Below are 16,231 nucleotides of genomic sequence, written 5' to 3'. Positions count from 1 at the left end.
TGCAAAGGGGAGGTGCCCAAAGGGCGGAGGGGTCCGAGAAAGTTTTTTGTTTCTCTGTAGGATGCTTTTTGTTTCACAGTAGGAAACCAACAGTTTCACGGTAGGAAACCAACAGTTTCACAGTAGGAAACCAACAGTTTTCTATATAGGAAACTAGTAGTTTCCTATATAGAAAACTAGTTGTTTCATTGGTAGAAAACTAAATGAAACTACTTGTTTTTCCTGTATGTGAAAACACCATGTTTTCAGCGTTTTCCTATCTTGTACCCGATTAACCATAAAATTAGAAATAATATGCACTTATCTCATTTTGTTAACCATTTAGTGGCCGATTACCATTGTTGCGGCCGTTATCAAACTGCCGAAGGTTACCTGAGTGCCTACCGTAGTATGATTGCTTTTCATGGAGGCGACCTTCGTTTGTGTGATTGCTTTACTGCCAGCTGGCTTCATGCCTACCACGCCAACCTTTTGAAACGAGGGCTTCGCAGTAATTCCATTGTTTTTTACATTTCGCGTATCAACTCCCTCTACCACAAAGCTGTTAGTAGTGGTGATGTAACTGCCCGGGCAGGGCTTTTCGACCACCTGTGCACCAAACCGGTGCCAACCCAGAAACGTGCCGTGTCTCCCGAAGTAATCAGCCAGCTCTGCGAGGCCGACCTTTCCAAATACCCGGCCCTTGAGTTCAGTCGCGACATGTTTGTACTCAGCTTTTACCTGCAAGGCATTGCCTATATCGACCTTGCCCATCTGCGTAAAAGCGATGTTGATGGAGAAAATTTTACTTATCAACGGCGTAAAACCCGTAGCACAGTTCCTGTAGTAATTGATGCCGAGGCTCGAAAAATCATCAACAAATACAAGAATGTTGATCCGGAATCGCCCTACCTGTTACCTATAATTCGTAGTGGTAGCCCCAAAGAAGAACGGCAGTTGTATAAAAATGCTCTTCGGAAACAAAACAGATGTCTTGAAAAAATTGTACAGATGTTGGGTATTACCGATCATGTCACTACGTATACGGCCCGGCACAGTTGGGCCACTATAGCCCACAACGAAGGTGTTCCTACCCCCGTAATCAGTCAAGCCATGGGGCATCAAAGCGAAGAAGTAACCCATATTTATTTGCAATCTTTCGATCAGTCTGTACTTTCAAATGCCAACCAGGTGGTAATTCAAACAGTACTGAACGTGCATCAAAAAGAAATGAAAAAGAGAAAACAAAGCAGAAAAACAAAGTGGGTGTGCAGAAAACCGAACGGTTAATATTGATTACAGATTATTTGTCTATCTCTATGTAGGAGAGAGACATTGAATTCGTTGCAAATGTAAGCGATTTCATTGAAACCTCCAAAAAACCTTCTTAAACTCTTTATTTTTTGTAAATATCACTTTGGTAATAAGATCATACCCCTAGCTTATTATTATAGTAGCCTTTTGTATTTTGTCTTCAAAAAAATGTACAATAAAAAGTTTCCTTTATCTTGTTATTTAACTACAATTAACCATTTTGCTTCTTCTGTATTTCCTATTTTCCATAATTTCCCCTACCCACGAGTCTTTTTCCTTTTTATTCTTCCTCTTGAGTCAATAATAAATGCTATTTAGTATCAAATACTAACAAATAGGCGTCGTTTATTATATCCGGTTTCGTAGTCTAACAACTTATTTGTCTCTCTCCTACATAGAGAGGGACAACTAACGACTAACGAATTAATAGACGCGATGCTTAACAAAAAAACTCTTTATGTAATTTATCTGCTTCACAAGGCGAATGAGTTATGTTTGAATGCAGGCAACCCTTTCCGTGGTAAATCCGATTTAGCGAATCCAGTTTATTTGGATATGGTTCGTATACGTAGCTATTTGCGTAGCGAAATCAAGAATAATCTTGACGATGAGGCGTTGCTCGACCTTCTTCTTTGCATACGTCGTGTAATTGATGCTGTGCGCATCCCTCGCAATTTGAAATCTGGTTTTCCGCGCACGCTTCCTCAGTTTAGCCGTTTGTGTAATCATTGGCTCATTCATTCTCAAATCAATTAATTTTATGCAACATATACGTATTCAATTCATATTCATCCTTGTTTTCACGCTGGTAGTTGGGAGTAGCTGTCTGGCTCAGGAAGCAGTAAATAGTTATCGTTTATACAACGGTTCACCCCGTTTGTTAGTAAAAAGTAACTTGTTTTACAACGCAACAGCCAGTATTAATCTTGAACTGGAGTTCAAACTGAGTCGTCGGCACACTCTCAGCCTGCCAGTAAACTACAACCCTTTTGAATTTGCCAATAACTCCAAAAGGAAACATCTGTTGGTTCAACCCGAGTTTCGCCATTGGCTTTGCGAATCGTTCATGGGGCATTTTCTGGGCATTCACGCCCACTATGCTTATTACAATGTAGGTAATATCAATCTTTTTCGTGCCACAAAAGAGCATCGTTACCAAGGTTGGCTGGGTGGAGCAGGTGTTTCGTGGGGCTACCACTGGTTGTTGTCACCCCGCTGGTCGTTGGAGTTCACTGTTGGTTTGGGGTATGCGTATCTGGATTACGATAAATACGACTCTCCCAAGTGTGGTAAGTTGGTAAAAAGCGACAATAGGCATTATGTGGGGCCAACAAAGGTTGGATTGAGTTTAATTTATGTGATTAAATGAAGCTATTGGTTTTTTTGAAACGCAGATTAACGCGGATTAACGCAGATTAATCTCTACTTAAATAATCAGCGTTAATCCGCGTTAATCAGCGTTAATCCGCGTCTCAAAAATAAAAAAAGAAAGAAAATGAAAAAGAATAAACTAAGAGGCTACGGCATCGTAACTCAAAACTCATTACTCAAAACTCATTACTTTATCGCCTTTATTACCTTTATAAGCTTTTCGACCTTTGTTGCCGCCCAGCAATATCACGGTTCTGCCCTTGTTGAATCTCTTGATTTTTGCGAGCGCAACGATAGCCTGTTGATTCGTTTCAGCATACAAATTGAATCAAATGTTGTTCCCTCTTGTGGCAGTGTTTTGTTTATCCCCGAAATACGGCAAAAAGGTAGAATATTTGAACTTCCATATATTCAAGTTAACGGTGCAGCCCGCTCAAAGGCCAACCGCCGCTGGTTTGCTGTAACCAGTAAAGGATGGCTGGCCAATTATGAGGCTCCCTATTTATTGGTAAATACAAACAAATATATCAACGACCAGTTTTTTTATACCCTTAAACTTCCTTTCGAATCGTGGATGAACGAAGGTAGTCTATACATTCGTCAGGAAGTTGTGGGGTGTCGTGCACAAGTAAATATGTATACCTATAAACTCAATGACCAGCTGAAGCTGGCACCTCGCGAGCCTTATGTAGCTCAACCGTTAGTGTCTTTGGTTACTCCTGCCGAAGAATTTAAAACCCGTAACCGCCAAGGTAGTGCTTATCTGGATTTTCAGGTGGGCAGTTCGGTAATACTTCCCGATTTTCGTCGCAATCCTGTTGAGTTAAGCAAAATTGATGATGCTCTTCTGGAAGTGATGAGCGATGAGGATAGCCAGATAACCGAACTGTTTATCGAAGGTTATGCATCGCCCGAGGGTAAGTATGCCAGCAACGAAAAGCTGGCCCGCGAGCGTTCGATGGCCCTGAAAGAGTATATCCGCAGCAGTTATATGTTGTCTGAAAAGATTTTTACTGTGCGCTCGGTAGCCGAAGACTGGGACGGACTGCGTGCTGTGGTTGATGGTAGTGATTTTTCTCAGAAAAAGCAGATACTGAACATTATCGACAGTGCCGACGATTATGATCGTAAGGAGGCCCGTTTAAAAGACCTGCCGGTATACTATCGGTTGTTGAAAGATGTTTTTCCGGAGTTACGCCGTGTAGAATATCAAATAAATTACGCTGTACGTAACTATACTACAGCCGAAGCCCGTATACTAGCAAACAGCAACCCCGAAAACCTGTCACAAGCCGAACTTTACCGTGTGGCTATGGAGTATGGAAAAGGAAGTAATGAATATAAACGAATAGTTATTGAAGTGATACCTAAATATCACGATAACGATCCCGTTGCCTTGAACAATGCCGCTGCCTTGTTAATTGAAAATAACGAATTATCAACCGCCCTTCGCTTATTAGAAAAAGTACCTACACTACCAGCTGCCTGGAACAACAAAGGTGTAGTGTATATGATGCGTGGCGAACTGGATAAAGCTATCGAAATGCTGAATCAAGCCAAAGTAGCGGGGGTACAAGAGGCTGCGCATAATTTGCAAGAAGTGGATAAGTTAGGGATTAAGAATTGAGAATTAAAAATTAGATGAATTTACGATACAACAAAGAAACCGCATGGCAATTCCTCTCCCTAGAGGGGAGAGGTGCCCAACGGGCGGAGAGGGGGGACAAGATTGCACAGCTAAGTTCCCTGCAAATGGGTTTTACTCCCCGCCCCGGCCAGAAGGCCACCCCCGCCTCGCAAGGGCGGGGAATCCCTGCGGCATCGTTCAATCGTAAATATAAATATTCATTCATTTTTTTGTTATTATTGGTTAGTTCCTGCGTGAGTAGTGACTCCAAGAAACGTCACCTCACTGAGCGTCTTTTTTTTGAAAAAAGTAGAATTGGAATTACTCATCCAACTGTTCGGAGAGGTGACACATTGACTACTGTGGTGCTAAGTGAAGAAGTAAATAAATATAACGAGTTCTCTGCATCCCGAACGCAAAACCATGAAGACCGCCGGTTGGATACCAATAAAGTGTATGCACTTGAACAGGTTATAGTTACCTCTCGTGCCCGGTTTGTATCTGTACACAAAGAACAAGTAACGCTCGATTTCCTTATTCGTGTACCTGCGGCCTACCTGTCGGCCGATTATCAATTGGTGCTTACGCCCGAAGTTTTTCATAACGACTCTGTTGTGAAACTGGAAGATGTGGTGTTGCGTGGTAAGAATTTTATTGAACTTCAAAAGCAAGACTATGAACGATTTGAAAACTATATGGACGACATTATAAACCCCATTGCTTACGACTCGGTGTTTGTAGACCATCGTGAGGTGAACCGCGAATTAAAACGCCGCAGGCGTAATAAACTCAATCAATATTATAGCAAATGGCGACTGATGCAAAAATACCGTGACTGGCGCAACGCCGAACAAACCAAGTACGATGCTTATAATGTGAAACGTGCCGAAAAACTCAGAAAGAAGTTACAGGAACACGACAACAAATATAGCGCCCTGTTTTTACGTAAACTGGCTGCACGCCAGGATACCAGTTTATTGAACAGGAAGTACCGGAACGAGCGTAAGCAAATTATCGACAGAACTTCTGTTCGCAAGCAAATTACATTAGAAACAGTACCGGTCAGGTATCGCAATTTCTATCTGAAAAGCATTGCCTCCGAAGATCTTGGTCCGCTTTTACCTAAAGAAAAAGACTCTGTAGAGATTGCTACAGCCTATATGTTGCACAGCCAGTTAGAAAGTAACAAGTTGAAAAATGCCCGGCAACAAGAAGTTTTTAGATATATGGTACCCAGCCCATATCGTGCAGATGCACATTACAATGCAAAAATTGTTCCCGGAAAGGATTACACTTATCGCTATACATGTACCTATCCGGTAACAGCGGGGTTGAAGGTATTGAAACTAACACTAACAGGAACCATTACGGCTACCGACCGTAGTTACTTTAAAATGCAACAGGTAGACACGTTGAACTACATTGTTTCGTCGACAGACGAATTGGCCGACGGTAATTTATTAACCAACCCCAACTTTACGGATGTGCAGCGTAGCGAGTATGCATTAGCCCTGAAACAATTAGCAAACCGTGAATATCAGCAGGCCTTGAATATATTGAACAATTACAACGACTATAACACAGCAGTGGCTCTAGCTTGCCTGGGGTATGATGGTAAAGCTTATAATATCCTGGCAGCCTTGCCGCAAAATGCCAATACGCATTATCTGGCAGCTATCCTGTGTTCAAGAATGAAAGAAATGCAAGCAGCTGCCGATCATTTGAGGGAGGCTTTCCGGCTGGATCCGGATAAGGTTGATCGAGCCGAACGTGATCCGGAGATTAGTAAATTGAAAATTGAAAATTGACAATTGAAAATTACAATTCTCAATTTTAATATATTATTAATTATAATTAAAAACAAAATGAAAATTAAGTTTAAGTATGCGGCTCTAGCAGTCGTAGCCCTAACGATGGGCTTAACAAGTTGTTCGAACAACAACGAATTTAGTGGTGAATATAAAATTGTAGCCGGAGACCCCACAGCAATGGAACTGGCCATTACTGCACCTCGTGCTTTGCAAGGACGTGCTGCCGATGATGGTAATGCAACAGATGCCGAAGTTGAGATGAACGATGTAAATGTGTTGATCTACGCCGAAACCTCTATTGATGGATTCTATATACTGGAACAGAATGTGGCGTTAAAAAGAAACGATTTTAAAGTAGATCGTGAGTACCCCGACACCTACATGATGGATGGTAGTAAAATTACTACAACCACAGGGAATAAACGGATTTATATTTTGATGAACTACCCCGGTGTGTTTCCCGAGCTAAACTCTCCGCTGTCTGATTTGGCAAAAGTGGTTTATACGCTTACCGCAACCAATAGCCTGTCGAGCAATGGGCTTGCTATGGCAAGCACCGAGGCAAAACAAGCCAAACTGGTGGTCGAAACCACTCCGGGTACTACTCCGGCAGCCAATGTTGTAACAGTAAGTGTAAAACGTATGGTAGCTAAAGTAACTGTACAAGAAGACATTACACGCGATGGTGCAGGTAAAATTACCACCTTGGGTGGTGTATTTACCAACCTTCAGTTTGCCCTTGGTAACATCAATAAAAAAACGTATGCTATCCAAAACCGTGTAGGAACTACTCCTAACATTGTGGTGCACGACACCAACTGGGAAAACTATGTTGCAGGTGATTTCTTTACCATCAGCAGTTATCTGCCCAACTCTACCGAGTATTTTGCAGTAGATGCTAATACAGCTACCGCCCTTACTGCCAAAGCAGTTTATGTGCCCGAGAACACTACAAAAACCTATAACGTAAACGGTGACAACCTAACTTACGTTTCGGTACGTGCACAGTATGCACCTGCCTATTTTTGTAATGCCAGCGGAGCCAGTAAAGGCGCAAACACTGCTGTAAAATCGTTTTGGACAGTTGTAAAAGCCGATGGTTCAATCTATTTCTTTGATGTAGAAGCCGATGCAACTACTTTTAGTACTGCAAACGCAGGCTCAACAAAAAGTACTGAGTACAAAAGCGGCCTTTGCTACTACCGTGCCTACCTCAATAAAACAGGAGCACCCGATGCTCACATCCCCGGTTCTGTAGCTGCTAAATTTGATGTATTGCGTAACAACTATTACAAAGTTACCATTAACAGCATCAAAGCACCGGGTAAACCGGTTGACGAAGCCGAGGTAACAGAAGATACTTCGCTTATTGTAAATGTAGAAGTAGAAACTTGGAGCAACGTTGCCGATGGATACGATTTACTCTGATACTTTCTAAATCACCCGCCCGTTGGGCACCCCCTCCCTGAATCAGGGGAGGGGACTTTCCCTTTCTAATTTTCAAGAAACAAAGGAATTTTAATGATGAAGCTATTTACACGAACATATTTGCCTGCGTTGCTGTTGCTCTCTGCACTGCTTGCCGGTTGCATCAAAGAAGATTTATCAGGGTGTTTGGCAGGGTTACAAATCTATTTTTCATACACCCCGGAAACGTACACTCGTGGGTATATAAACGAAACAGAGGTAAAAAGGATAGACCTTTTCGTTTTCGATGCCGAAGAAATACTCAGGGGCGTGTATGTAGATAAAAATCCGACACTGAGTCTTAATTATTGTATTGCAATAGACAACCTGCCCGCCGGCGATTATAACTTTGTTGCCTGGTGTGGTGTGCCCACACATTATAAATTTATTCCTCAACAATTTGTTATAGGCCAAACCAAACTGGCCGACGCCTTGCTTTACCTTGAACACGAAAATGAAGTAACAAACGGCGTGTTGCCCCTATTTTATGCCGGGAAAACAGAATTTGTAACCAATGCCGACGAACAGAAAATCTATCTGCCACTAAACAAAGCTTACAACACCATAAACCTCACCACCGAGGGATTGCCATTGAACAACAACGACTACCAACTGTTGGTTTACGACAATAACAGTATATACGATTTTGATTATTCTTTCGTTGACAACGACAACGAATTTGCATATACCACCCAGTGCCAAAAAGACCCCAACGGCCAGCTGTTGGCATCGCTCAATATACTAAAGCTGGCCGCTCACCGCAGCCCCATCATCAAAATAAAGAACCAAACAACAAACACGCTATTATACAGCGAAAACCTGGTGACATTGATAAACGAAATTAAAAACATTGATTACAACAATACCCATGTTTTCAATATACACCTGCGCTTTATGGGGCCAAATGTATCTGTTTACATTAATGGCTGGTGGGTGGTAGACGACGAAATAGGATTGATTTAAAAAATGATAATTGGCTATTTATGAATATGAATAAGATTAAAACCAGATTACTTTTACCGGCCACTTTGTGGGCCTTTCTGTTGGTTGCCTGCACACCAGAAGACGATAGTACAGAATATCCCACTCCAATAGTGCCCGAGAAGGTAGATGTAAGAGTTTCGCTGCAAATGCCCGCCTCTTCAACACCTGCATCTACCCGTGCCATTTCGGTGATTGACGAAAACTATGTAGAGCAAATAGATGTATTGGCCTTTAAGGCCGATGGCTCCAAAGCATCGGGCTGGGCGTTTGCCTACAGTGCCGAAGGCCGATCTATTATTGATGTTACGGAAGACAACCCTACCAAAGCAAAAAAACAGTTTTCGGTAACGCTTATCAAGGCAACCACAGAGCAAACCTTTGTGGTGCTGGCCAATGCCCGTAACGAATTGACTGCTTTGGGCTACATAGGCCCAGGTGCCGACAAAGACGAATTGCTGGCCCGGCTGGTGTGCTCTAATGCGGACAAGTGGAATGCTAACAACGATAAAGGCGAAAATGATGCGTCGAAAACATTCAAGCCTTTCCCTATGTGGGGCGAAGTGAAAGAAACGCTTACCGACCAGGTGAAAGAAATTTCGGGCGTAAGTTTGGTACGGGGAATTGCCCGTTTCGATTTATTGTTGAGTCAGGATGTGATAGACGACGGAAACTTTGTATTAAACCAAGTGTATGTATATAATAGCAAGAACCAAGGTCGTATTGTGCCCGATGTTGCCAACCTGAAACACAGTGCAAAGGTGCAAGCTGCTACCGTGCCAACGGGTAATATTAACAATACCAGTCCACTGGTGTATACTGTGCCTACAACCATGCGTACAGCTTTTGAGCGTACCATATATTTGTTCGAAGCAACAGGTAAAGCCGAAGATAAAGCCTCCGAAGCCACTTGCATAGTGGTGGGTGGAACCTACGGAGCCGATACCAAACCCACTTACTACCGCTTGGATTTTCTTAAAAAAGAAATAACCGATACTTATTACCGCGATTTATTGCGCAACCACCTTTACCGCATGACCATATTGAGTGTAAAAGGAAGGGGTTACAACACCCCCGACGAAGCTTTCAACTCTAAATCGTTCAACATGATTGCCACCGTTGTTGAGTGGGACGATGGACAGGCAGGCAATGTTATCTTCGACAACCAGTATTACCTTTCCATACAACCCGAAATGGTATTTAATTTCCGGAAAGAGGCCGATGCAACACCTGTTACAGTGAAAACCGACGTGCCGGCCGGATTTAAAATAACAAAGATTACCGAAGCCGATGGTACCACAGCAAACACCGGATGGTTAACAACCAACAAAACAACCGGCACCCTGTATGGTGCAGGCGAACTGCCAACAGATGTAAGCATTCGTGTAAGCGAAAACACAACAAGCGCATTGCGCACCGGCCACATTTTTTTAGAGGCCGGACGCTTACAAGCCAAACTCACTGTGCACCAAGACATAAAGCCTAAAAGGGTTGCCACATTTAATTTTATTGAGTATATCAATGTAAATGGTACCGGAACGAACATACCATACAACGGTGGAAAAATTACTGCAAAAGTAAATACCAATATGGCTTGGGGGCTACAAACCAATATTGGCGAAGAACTATATATGGCAGAGCCCGCTTTAGAAACACCGGCAGATTACACATTAACAGCAACCTTCCCTGCCAATACAACCTGGAATACTATTGGTAGAAAAATATTGATAACAAATAATAATAAAGTAGTGAGGGAAACTGTGTTTGCACAACCCGGCTATTCTGCTAAAGTTTCGGCAACAGCAGTTACTGCCCGAATCGGCGGTACATCAGTTGTTACTGTTACCGGTTATCATCCCTTATTACATGTGCGTGCTATTACCGGAAACACTATTTTGGCCAGTGGCACTGTGGCAGCCGGAGCTACACCAACAACAGTAAAAACTACAGGTTTAGTTATTCCCGAATCATTTGTTCTGGAACGCGATATTACTATTCAGTGTTCCATAGATGGTGGTGTCAATTGGCAGGATATCAGAACTTTTAAACAAACAGGCGCTATTGCAGCTCGCTTTGCTCGTAGTAATGTTGTTTGGGACAAGGCAAATCAAAGACTAACGTTTGCTGTTACTCCAGCCGATAATGCTACTATCCCAGCTAACTCACAAGGGTTGTTTTTTAAATGGGGGTCGTTGGTGGCTATTAGTCCGGCGGGATTACCATCGAGTTATATCCCAGACCCCTTGGATCAAAATCCCCCAGACCCACAACGAGTTTATACAGCAGAAAAATACCCAAGCGGACATATTGTATATTCACCAACTGGAATTTACACTTACGATTGGGAAAGTATTCCTTATGTTGATAGTACTGATGGTGTATTTGGCAATGCCAGCGGTGCTGAAAACGATTTCATTGATTATGATGGTAGCGGTTTCTGTGGATCCGAAGGTAAAGGAGATATTTGCCAGTATATTTCCTCCAAAGGTTGGGTAGAAGGTAACTGGAACTGGCGTATGGCTACTGCGAATGAACTCCATCAACTGTTAAACGAAGAACAGTATAAGCCGATTAACGAACCACCGTATACGTGGGATTCCTATAGGTTTTTCGCCCCTAACATTGAAAGCAATCATTACGGTTATGCTCAACCTGCGTTTGGTGTGTGGTTTGGTGCGGGTACACGGTTGGCTGCAAATGAACAAAATCCAGAGTATGCTATGTTCGTTCCTGCATCAGGATATCGCACTTTTTATAATAAAGAAGTAGGAGGATTACCTTACTATTTTGGGCATGCTCTCGATGTAGTGAGTGGTAGTTCGATGGGAGGAAGAAATTATGCGCATATTCAATATGGTTCTGGGGCTCCAATGATTGTTATCGTCCAAGGCAGGCATCACGCTCGACCGGTGCGCTGTATTCGAGAATAATCAATCTGTGTTTAATAGGCATAACACTCCATTTAGCATCAACTATGAAACTAAAACTATTCTTTTTTCTCTTCCTGCCCCTCCAACTACTGGGGCAGGATTTCCCCGTTTCCGCCTCCTTTGCCCACAGCAACATTGTATGGGATGGAACTAAGCTAACCTTTGCCACCACTCCGGCCGGGAATGCCGCTATCCCTGCCCGTTCGCAAGGCGTATTGTTTCAATGGGGTTCGTTGGTGGCTATCAGTCCGGCAGCCCTTTCGGGAAATAACGCTACTTATACCGCCGGGCAATACCCACAGGGGCATATTATTTATTCGCCAACCGGCGTTTACGATTATAAGTGGGCAGATATTCCGTTTGTGAATGACACTATAGACCATATTACCGGCTTCGATGCCCGTGCCGGTACAGGCGATATTTGTCAATACATATCGGCACAAGGCTGGGTAGATGGCAATTGGCGGCTACCTACAATCAATGAATACATCCGGCTGCTGGCCGAGCAGCCCGGTGTATCCTATGGTGGTGGCTTTACCAATACACTTGTAACTTCTGGCAGATCGGCAAACAATCATTATGGGTATTACCAAGTACCGGCAGGGCAGGAGTTGGCCGGCGGCTTACGTTTTCCGGCCGGCGGTTACCGTAAATATTACAATGGTGTGGCCAATGCTGTGGGTAAGTTCGGCTATGTTTGGTCGGGCTCAGGGTACAGTGGCGGGTATAGCTATTATATGTTAGTGTATGGTAGCAGGGTTATTAAAGGGATTCATGAGTGGCAGAATGCGTTTGCGGTGCGGTGTGTGCGGGATATGTAGATGAAATTTTGTATCTTTGCGCCATAAATAGTTTGAATGCGTAATTATGTCTATAGGATTTGAAGCAAATGAAGAAAAAATAGGAGTATTGTTAGCTTATATAAGCTCAAAGATCTCCAATCTAAATTTAAGAAAGTTAATTAAAATAATTTTTCTTATTGACGAACTTTATATCAAGGAAAATGGTTACCCTTTAACTTGGTTAGATTATTTTGCCTGGAAAAAAGGACCTGTGGCTCCTGAAATATATGATATAAAAAATGGAACGTTTTCTAAATATGTTAAAGCACACAAAAGTATTAAGGATGGAAAATACTATGTTTATCCAGTAAATGAGTTTAACTTAGATGCAGGATTAGATTTATTTGGAGAATATCATTTGGAAGTCATTGATTCAATAATTAATGAATATGGTAGCTTTACAGCCGATCAATTATCTGAAATTACGCATCAATCAGAAAGCCTTTGGTCTAAAACCGTTTCAGAAAAAGGATTGGATTTTAAAGACAATGGAAAATCTACCGTGAAATTGGATTTGATTTCTTTGATAAAGGACGATGAAGAAAAGTATAATTCATATATTGAAGCTTTGGATAACATCATGTTCACAGCTAGTTTAAATCAAGCTTGATATTTGGGATTATGCTAAGTCCTAAAAATGTTATTTATGGCTTCTGTCTTTTTACTATACCTAAGAAAGATAAGTATCTAATTTCTTTGTACAGAGGTTCTGATCTTGATATTATTGCGTGTTTCTCTACATCGCAACAATATCATATTACAAAGTACCCGCACATTACTCATGGAAAAGTTAAAAATGAGAAAGGAGAAATCGTTGCTTATGTTTTTGATATTGGACATGTAGTTGGTAAAACTACCGGTAATATTCCATTTGCTTTTCCAAAAAGAACAATAATCCCTTTTGACTATTGTTTCCAAAACAAGAGTCAGCAAGAACTTATTGATGGATTTAATAATCCTCGTATTTGCTTCGTTTTAAGTGAAGAAGAATATATTGAAATTCTTTATTCAATGTATAGATCTAAATATACTCCTATCAGATACAAAAAAATATTTGAGAAAATTTTGAATGAGTTATGTGTATGAATCTACTACAAATCCTTTAGCAAAACATTACTAGCCTTGCCATAATAATCATCCCTGATATCAAGCAGTACCTTCCATTCATCTTTAAACTCATTTTCGGTATCAATCTTGAAATCCTCCGAACCATAAGAGTCCAGTCTTTCAAGTAAAACAGCCACATTTAGTTTATTGATATCCATGGAAGGCTGATATGTTATATCATCACTTTTTTCGTCCGACATAACTTCATGAACAAGGTTGATTTCTTGTAGTTGAAATAGAACCTGATTGGTTAAACTGATAGGAATCTGGTATTGCTCGGATATCACTTCGGCCGAGTAAGGTGGCTCGTTGTTTTCGAAGCGTTTGGCAATGAGAGACATAATAAGGATAGAAATAAAGTCTCTAAACCGTCGGCTGATATTCCGGGTATCTTTATCAAAGCTGTAAGCATGAACATTTTGAATAGAATAAGTTAGCTCTACACCAATTAAACAAATAGTCCACGACATTTGCAGCCATAAAAGCAATAAAGGAATGGCAGCAAAACTACCATATATAGCATTGTATTTGGTAACCCATATCTGTCCATTGATATACAGGAACTGGAATGTTTGGAAAATAGTACCCGCAAGAACGCCCGAAATAAAGGCAGGCATAAACTTTACCTTGGTATTTGGCATAAAGATGTATAAACCAGTAAACATAAACCAAACCAAAATAAAAGGAATTAATTTTACCAGAAAACGCATAAAAGAACCTAGGAGAATATAACTTTCCATTTCTTTTAATATGGTACTGGTAAATATAGAAACCCCTCCGGATAACACCAGAAGAATGGGTAGTAACAAAAACATGGAGAAATAGTCTGTTATTTTCCGGTACATGCTTCGTTGCTTTTTAACCTGCCAGATGTGGTTAAAAATACTTTCAATATTATCGGTTAGGTTGAGTACCGTCCACAATAACATAACCAATCCTATACCAACAAATACTCCGCTTTGTGCCTGCTTTAAGTAATCATCAACAAATTGCAGAATGGTTCCTGTGTTCTCGTTTACACCTCCCATAAATCCGTCGAGTTGGTTTCTTACCAGATTTTCAAAACCAAACCCGCGGGCAATTGCAAATAAAATTGCCAGTATAGGTACAATAGCCAGCAGTGTACTATAAGTCAAGGCCGATGCCCTCTGACCTATTCTATCTGATGCAAATCTATCGGCAGTAAGGTATATGGATTTTAAAGCAGTATATAAAAAGAATCTGTTCTGAGTAACTTCACCTTCGGTAACCCGCCAGATATCTTCGGTAATAAAATTCCAGAATCGTTTTATTTTATTAATCATGGTTTAAGTAGATAGTAGTTAGTAGATAGTAGATAGTAGAAAACGATGCCGCATTACTAGCTACTAACTACCAGCTACTAACTATCTACTAACTACTAATTAAAAAAAACAGTTAACCTATAAGCCGGGTTCTGTTCCTTAATAAAAATTAAGGCGTTTGTCATTTATCTGAGTGATATGTTGCCATATCACTTTAGCGGTCTACCCTCCAACATGGGGCGAGCAGCCCTCATAGCGCCGGTATACATGACCTTACAACTCCTAAGACGTACAGCTCAACGTGTCACCACGCGACTGGTGGGCTCTTACCCCACCTTCTCACCCTTACCTGTTTTGCAACAGGCGGTTCTTTTCTTCTACGTTACTCCACCCTCACGGATAGCTTTCGGTTAAAAAGTAGGATGCTCTGTGTTGCCCGGACTTTCCTCCTGCATAAATGCAAGCGACAAACCGGTTAACTGTTTGAACTGCAAAATTACAAAAAAATACGAGGAAAGCCGTATATTTGTAATAGTTATGAGTTTTGAGTAATGAGTAATGAGTTTTGAGTAACTGTGTATCAATAACTCATTACTCAAAACTCATTACTCATTACTCAAAACTCATTATTCAAAACTTTTTATAATGAAAAAGACAGTTGTTGATATTCACGATTTACAACGAATGATTCCTTTCTTTAGAAGTAAGTTTGGAACATTTATGGGGAAACGCCTTATGACGTGGCTTTCTATAGATAAGGTAAATCAGGCTTATGCAAATTCGTGCCACTTACGGGGAGCCGAATTTACCACAGCGCTTTTAAGCGATCCCTTAATAGATACATCATATCAGATACACAATAAAGAAATCCTGGATACACTACCCACTGGTGCATTTGTAACGGTTTCTAATCATCCTATTGGCTCGTTAGACGGAGTTATGTTGATTGATGTTTTTGCAAAACTTCGGCCCGATTTTAAGGTGATGGTAAATGGTGTGTTAGCTATGATAGAAGCAATGGGCGATAACTTTATATCCGTACAGCCCGATTCAGAGAAAAAAGGAGGTAATCTGAAAAATGTGAATGGCGTTCGGCTCTCACTTGCCCGTTTAAAAGAAGGACATCCAATGGGATTTTTCCCAGCAGGTGGTATTTCATCATATAACAGTGAGAAAAAAGCAGTTTGTGATATACCTTGGGCACTTAGCATTATTCGGTTGATTCGTAAAACACAAGTTCCTATATATCCGGTTTATTTTGATTTCTTCAACTCTCGTTTCTTCTATTGGTTGGGTAAAGTAAACTGGAGAATCCGCACTGTACGTATTCCCGGCGAAGCTTTTAATAAACAAGGGAAAAAGGCCGACATCTATATTGGTAAACCAATATCTGTTGAGCAAGTAAATGAAATAAAAGACGATAGACTGTTGGCCGATTTTCTTTATCAAAAAACGTATGAGCTTTCGGGGCTAAACAATTACGTATAAAATTAGTTATATAACTAAGGTGTTCATAACT

At 41.2% G+C, this 16,231-nt stretch carries 13 protein-coding genes and 1 other RNA gene; 12 read left to right on the top strand and 2 right to left on the bottom strand.

The window, feature by feature from the left end; translation table 11 throughout:
* Window positions 1-294 precede the first annotated feature (294 nt).
* From D0T85_RS09175 to D0T85_RS09125, 11 genes are all read left to right on the top strand, one after another.
* On the top strand, window positions 295-1,269 hold the full coding sequence (locus D0T85_RS09175; RefSeq protein ID WP_163212471.1) for a site-specific integrase: 975 nt from the start codon (window positions 295-297) through the stop codon (window positions 1,267-1,269).
* A gap of 459 nt (window positions 1,270-1,728) precedes the next feature.
* Window positions 1,729-2,049: a hypothetical protein gene (locus D0T85_RS09170; RefSeq protein WP_163212469.1), complete on the top strand. Its 321-nt coding sequence runs from the start codon at window positions 1,729-1,731 to the stop codon at window positions 2,047-2,049.
* A gap of 4 nt (window positions 2,050-2,053) precedes the next feature.
* Window positions 2,054-2,662 (top strand): DUF3575 domain-containing protein, encoded by a 609-nt coding sequence (locus D0T85_RS09165; RefSeq protein WP_163212467.1) that lies wholly within the window; start codon window positions 2,054-2,056, stop codon window positions 2,660-2,662.
* Window positions 2,663-2,788: 126 nt separating this feature from the next.
* Window positions 2,789-4,291, top strand: coding sequence for a DUF3868 domain-containing protein (locus tag D0T85_RS09160; protein WP_163212465.1), 1,503 nt, complete (start codon window positions 2,789-2,791; stop codon window positions 4,289-4,291).
* A 14-nt stretch (window positions 4,292-4,305) separates the two neighbouring features.
* Window positions 4,306-6,099, top strand: a complete 1,794-nt coding sequence (locus D0T85_RS09155; protein WP_163212463.1) for a hypothetical protein — start codon at window positions 4,306-4,308, stop codon at window positions 6,097-6,099.
* A gap of 57 nt (window positions 6,100-6,156) precedes the next feature.
* Window positions 6,157-7,530 carry an Mfa1 family fimbria major subunit gene (locus D0T85_RS09150; protein ID WP_163212461.1) on the top strand — a complete coding sequence of 458 codons (1,374 nt, stop codon included), beginning with the start codon at window positions 6,157-6,159 and terminating at the stop codon, window positions 7,528-7,530.
* Between the two features lie 93 nt (window positions 7,531-7,623).
* Complete coding sequence (locus D0T85_RS09145) at window positions 7,624-8,532, top strand: FimB/Mfa2 family fimbrial subunit (protein ID WP_163212459.1); 909 nt, start codon at window positions 7,624-7,626, stop codon at window positions 8,530-8,532.
* Between the two features lie 20 nt (window positions 8,533-8,552).
* A complete protein-coding gene (locus D0T85_RS09140; protein WP_163212457.1) occupies window positions 8,553-11,480 on the top strand; it encodes a hypothetical protein in 2,928 nt (975 codons plus the stop codon).
* Window positions 11,481-11,524: 44 nt separating this feature from the next.
* Window positions 11,525-12,301 (top strand): hypothetical protein, encoded by a 777-nt coding sequence (locus tag D0T85_RS09135; protein ID WP_163212455.1) that lies wholly within the window; start codon window positions 11,525-11,527, stop codon window positions 12,299-12,301.
* A gap of 46 nt (window positions 12,302-12,347) precedes the next feature.
* On the top strand, window positions 12,348-12,932 hold the full coding sequence (locus tag D0T85_RS09130; protein ID WP_163212453.1) for a Panacea domain-containing protein: 585 nt from the start codon (window positions 12,348-12,350) through the stop codon (window positions 12,930-12,932).
* Between the two features lie 11 nt (window positions 12,933-12,943).
* Entirely contained in the window at window positions 12,944-13,408 is a 465-nt protein-coding gene (locus D0T85_RS09125) for a hypothetical protein (protein ID WP_163212451.1), read from the top strand.
* A 5-nt stretch (window positions 13,409-13,413) separates the two neighbouring features.
* Here D0T85_RS09125 and D0T85_RS09120 read toward each other — a convergent pair whose 3' ends face one another.
* Window positions 13,414-14,733 carry a YihY/virulence factor BrkB family protein gene (locus D0T85_RS09120; protein WP_163212449.1) on the bottom strand — a complete coding sequence of 440 codons (1,320 nt, stop codon included), beginning with the start codon at window positions 14,731-14,733 and terminating at the stop codon, window positions 13,414-13,416.
* Between the two features lie 104 nt (window positions 14,734-14,837).
* Window positions 14,838-15,195: RNase P RNA component class A (gene rnpB / locus D0T85_RS09115), an RNA gene on the bottom strand.
* A gap of 162 nt (window positions 15,196-15,357) precedes the next feature.
* Between rnpB and D0T85_RS09110 the strand changes: the two genes are divergently transcribed.
* Window positions 15,358-16,200 carry a lysophospholipid acyltransferase family protein gene (locus tag D0T85_RS09110; protein WP_163212447.1) on the top strand — a complete coding sequence of 281 codons (843 nt, stop codon included), beginning with the start codon at window positions 15,358-15,360 and terminating at the stop codon, window positions 16,198-16,200.
* Window positions 16,201-16,231 lie beyond the last annotated feature (31 nt).

The organism is Bacteroides sp. 519 (assembly GCF_010500955.1).
In the GTDB taxonomy this organism is placed as follows: domain Bacteria; phylum Bacteroidota; class Bacteroidia; order Bacteroidales; family Bacteroidaceae; genus Bacteroides.
Note: the sequence above shows the minus strand (reverse complement) of the source record. Positions and strands in the feature narration are given on the sequence as shown.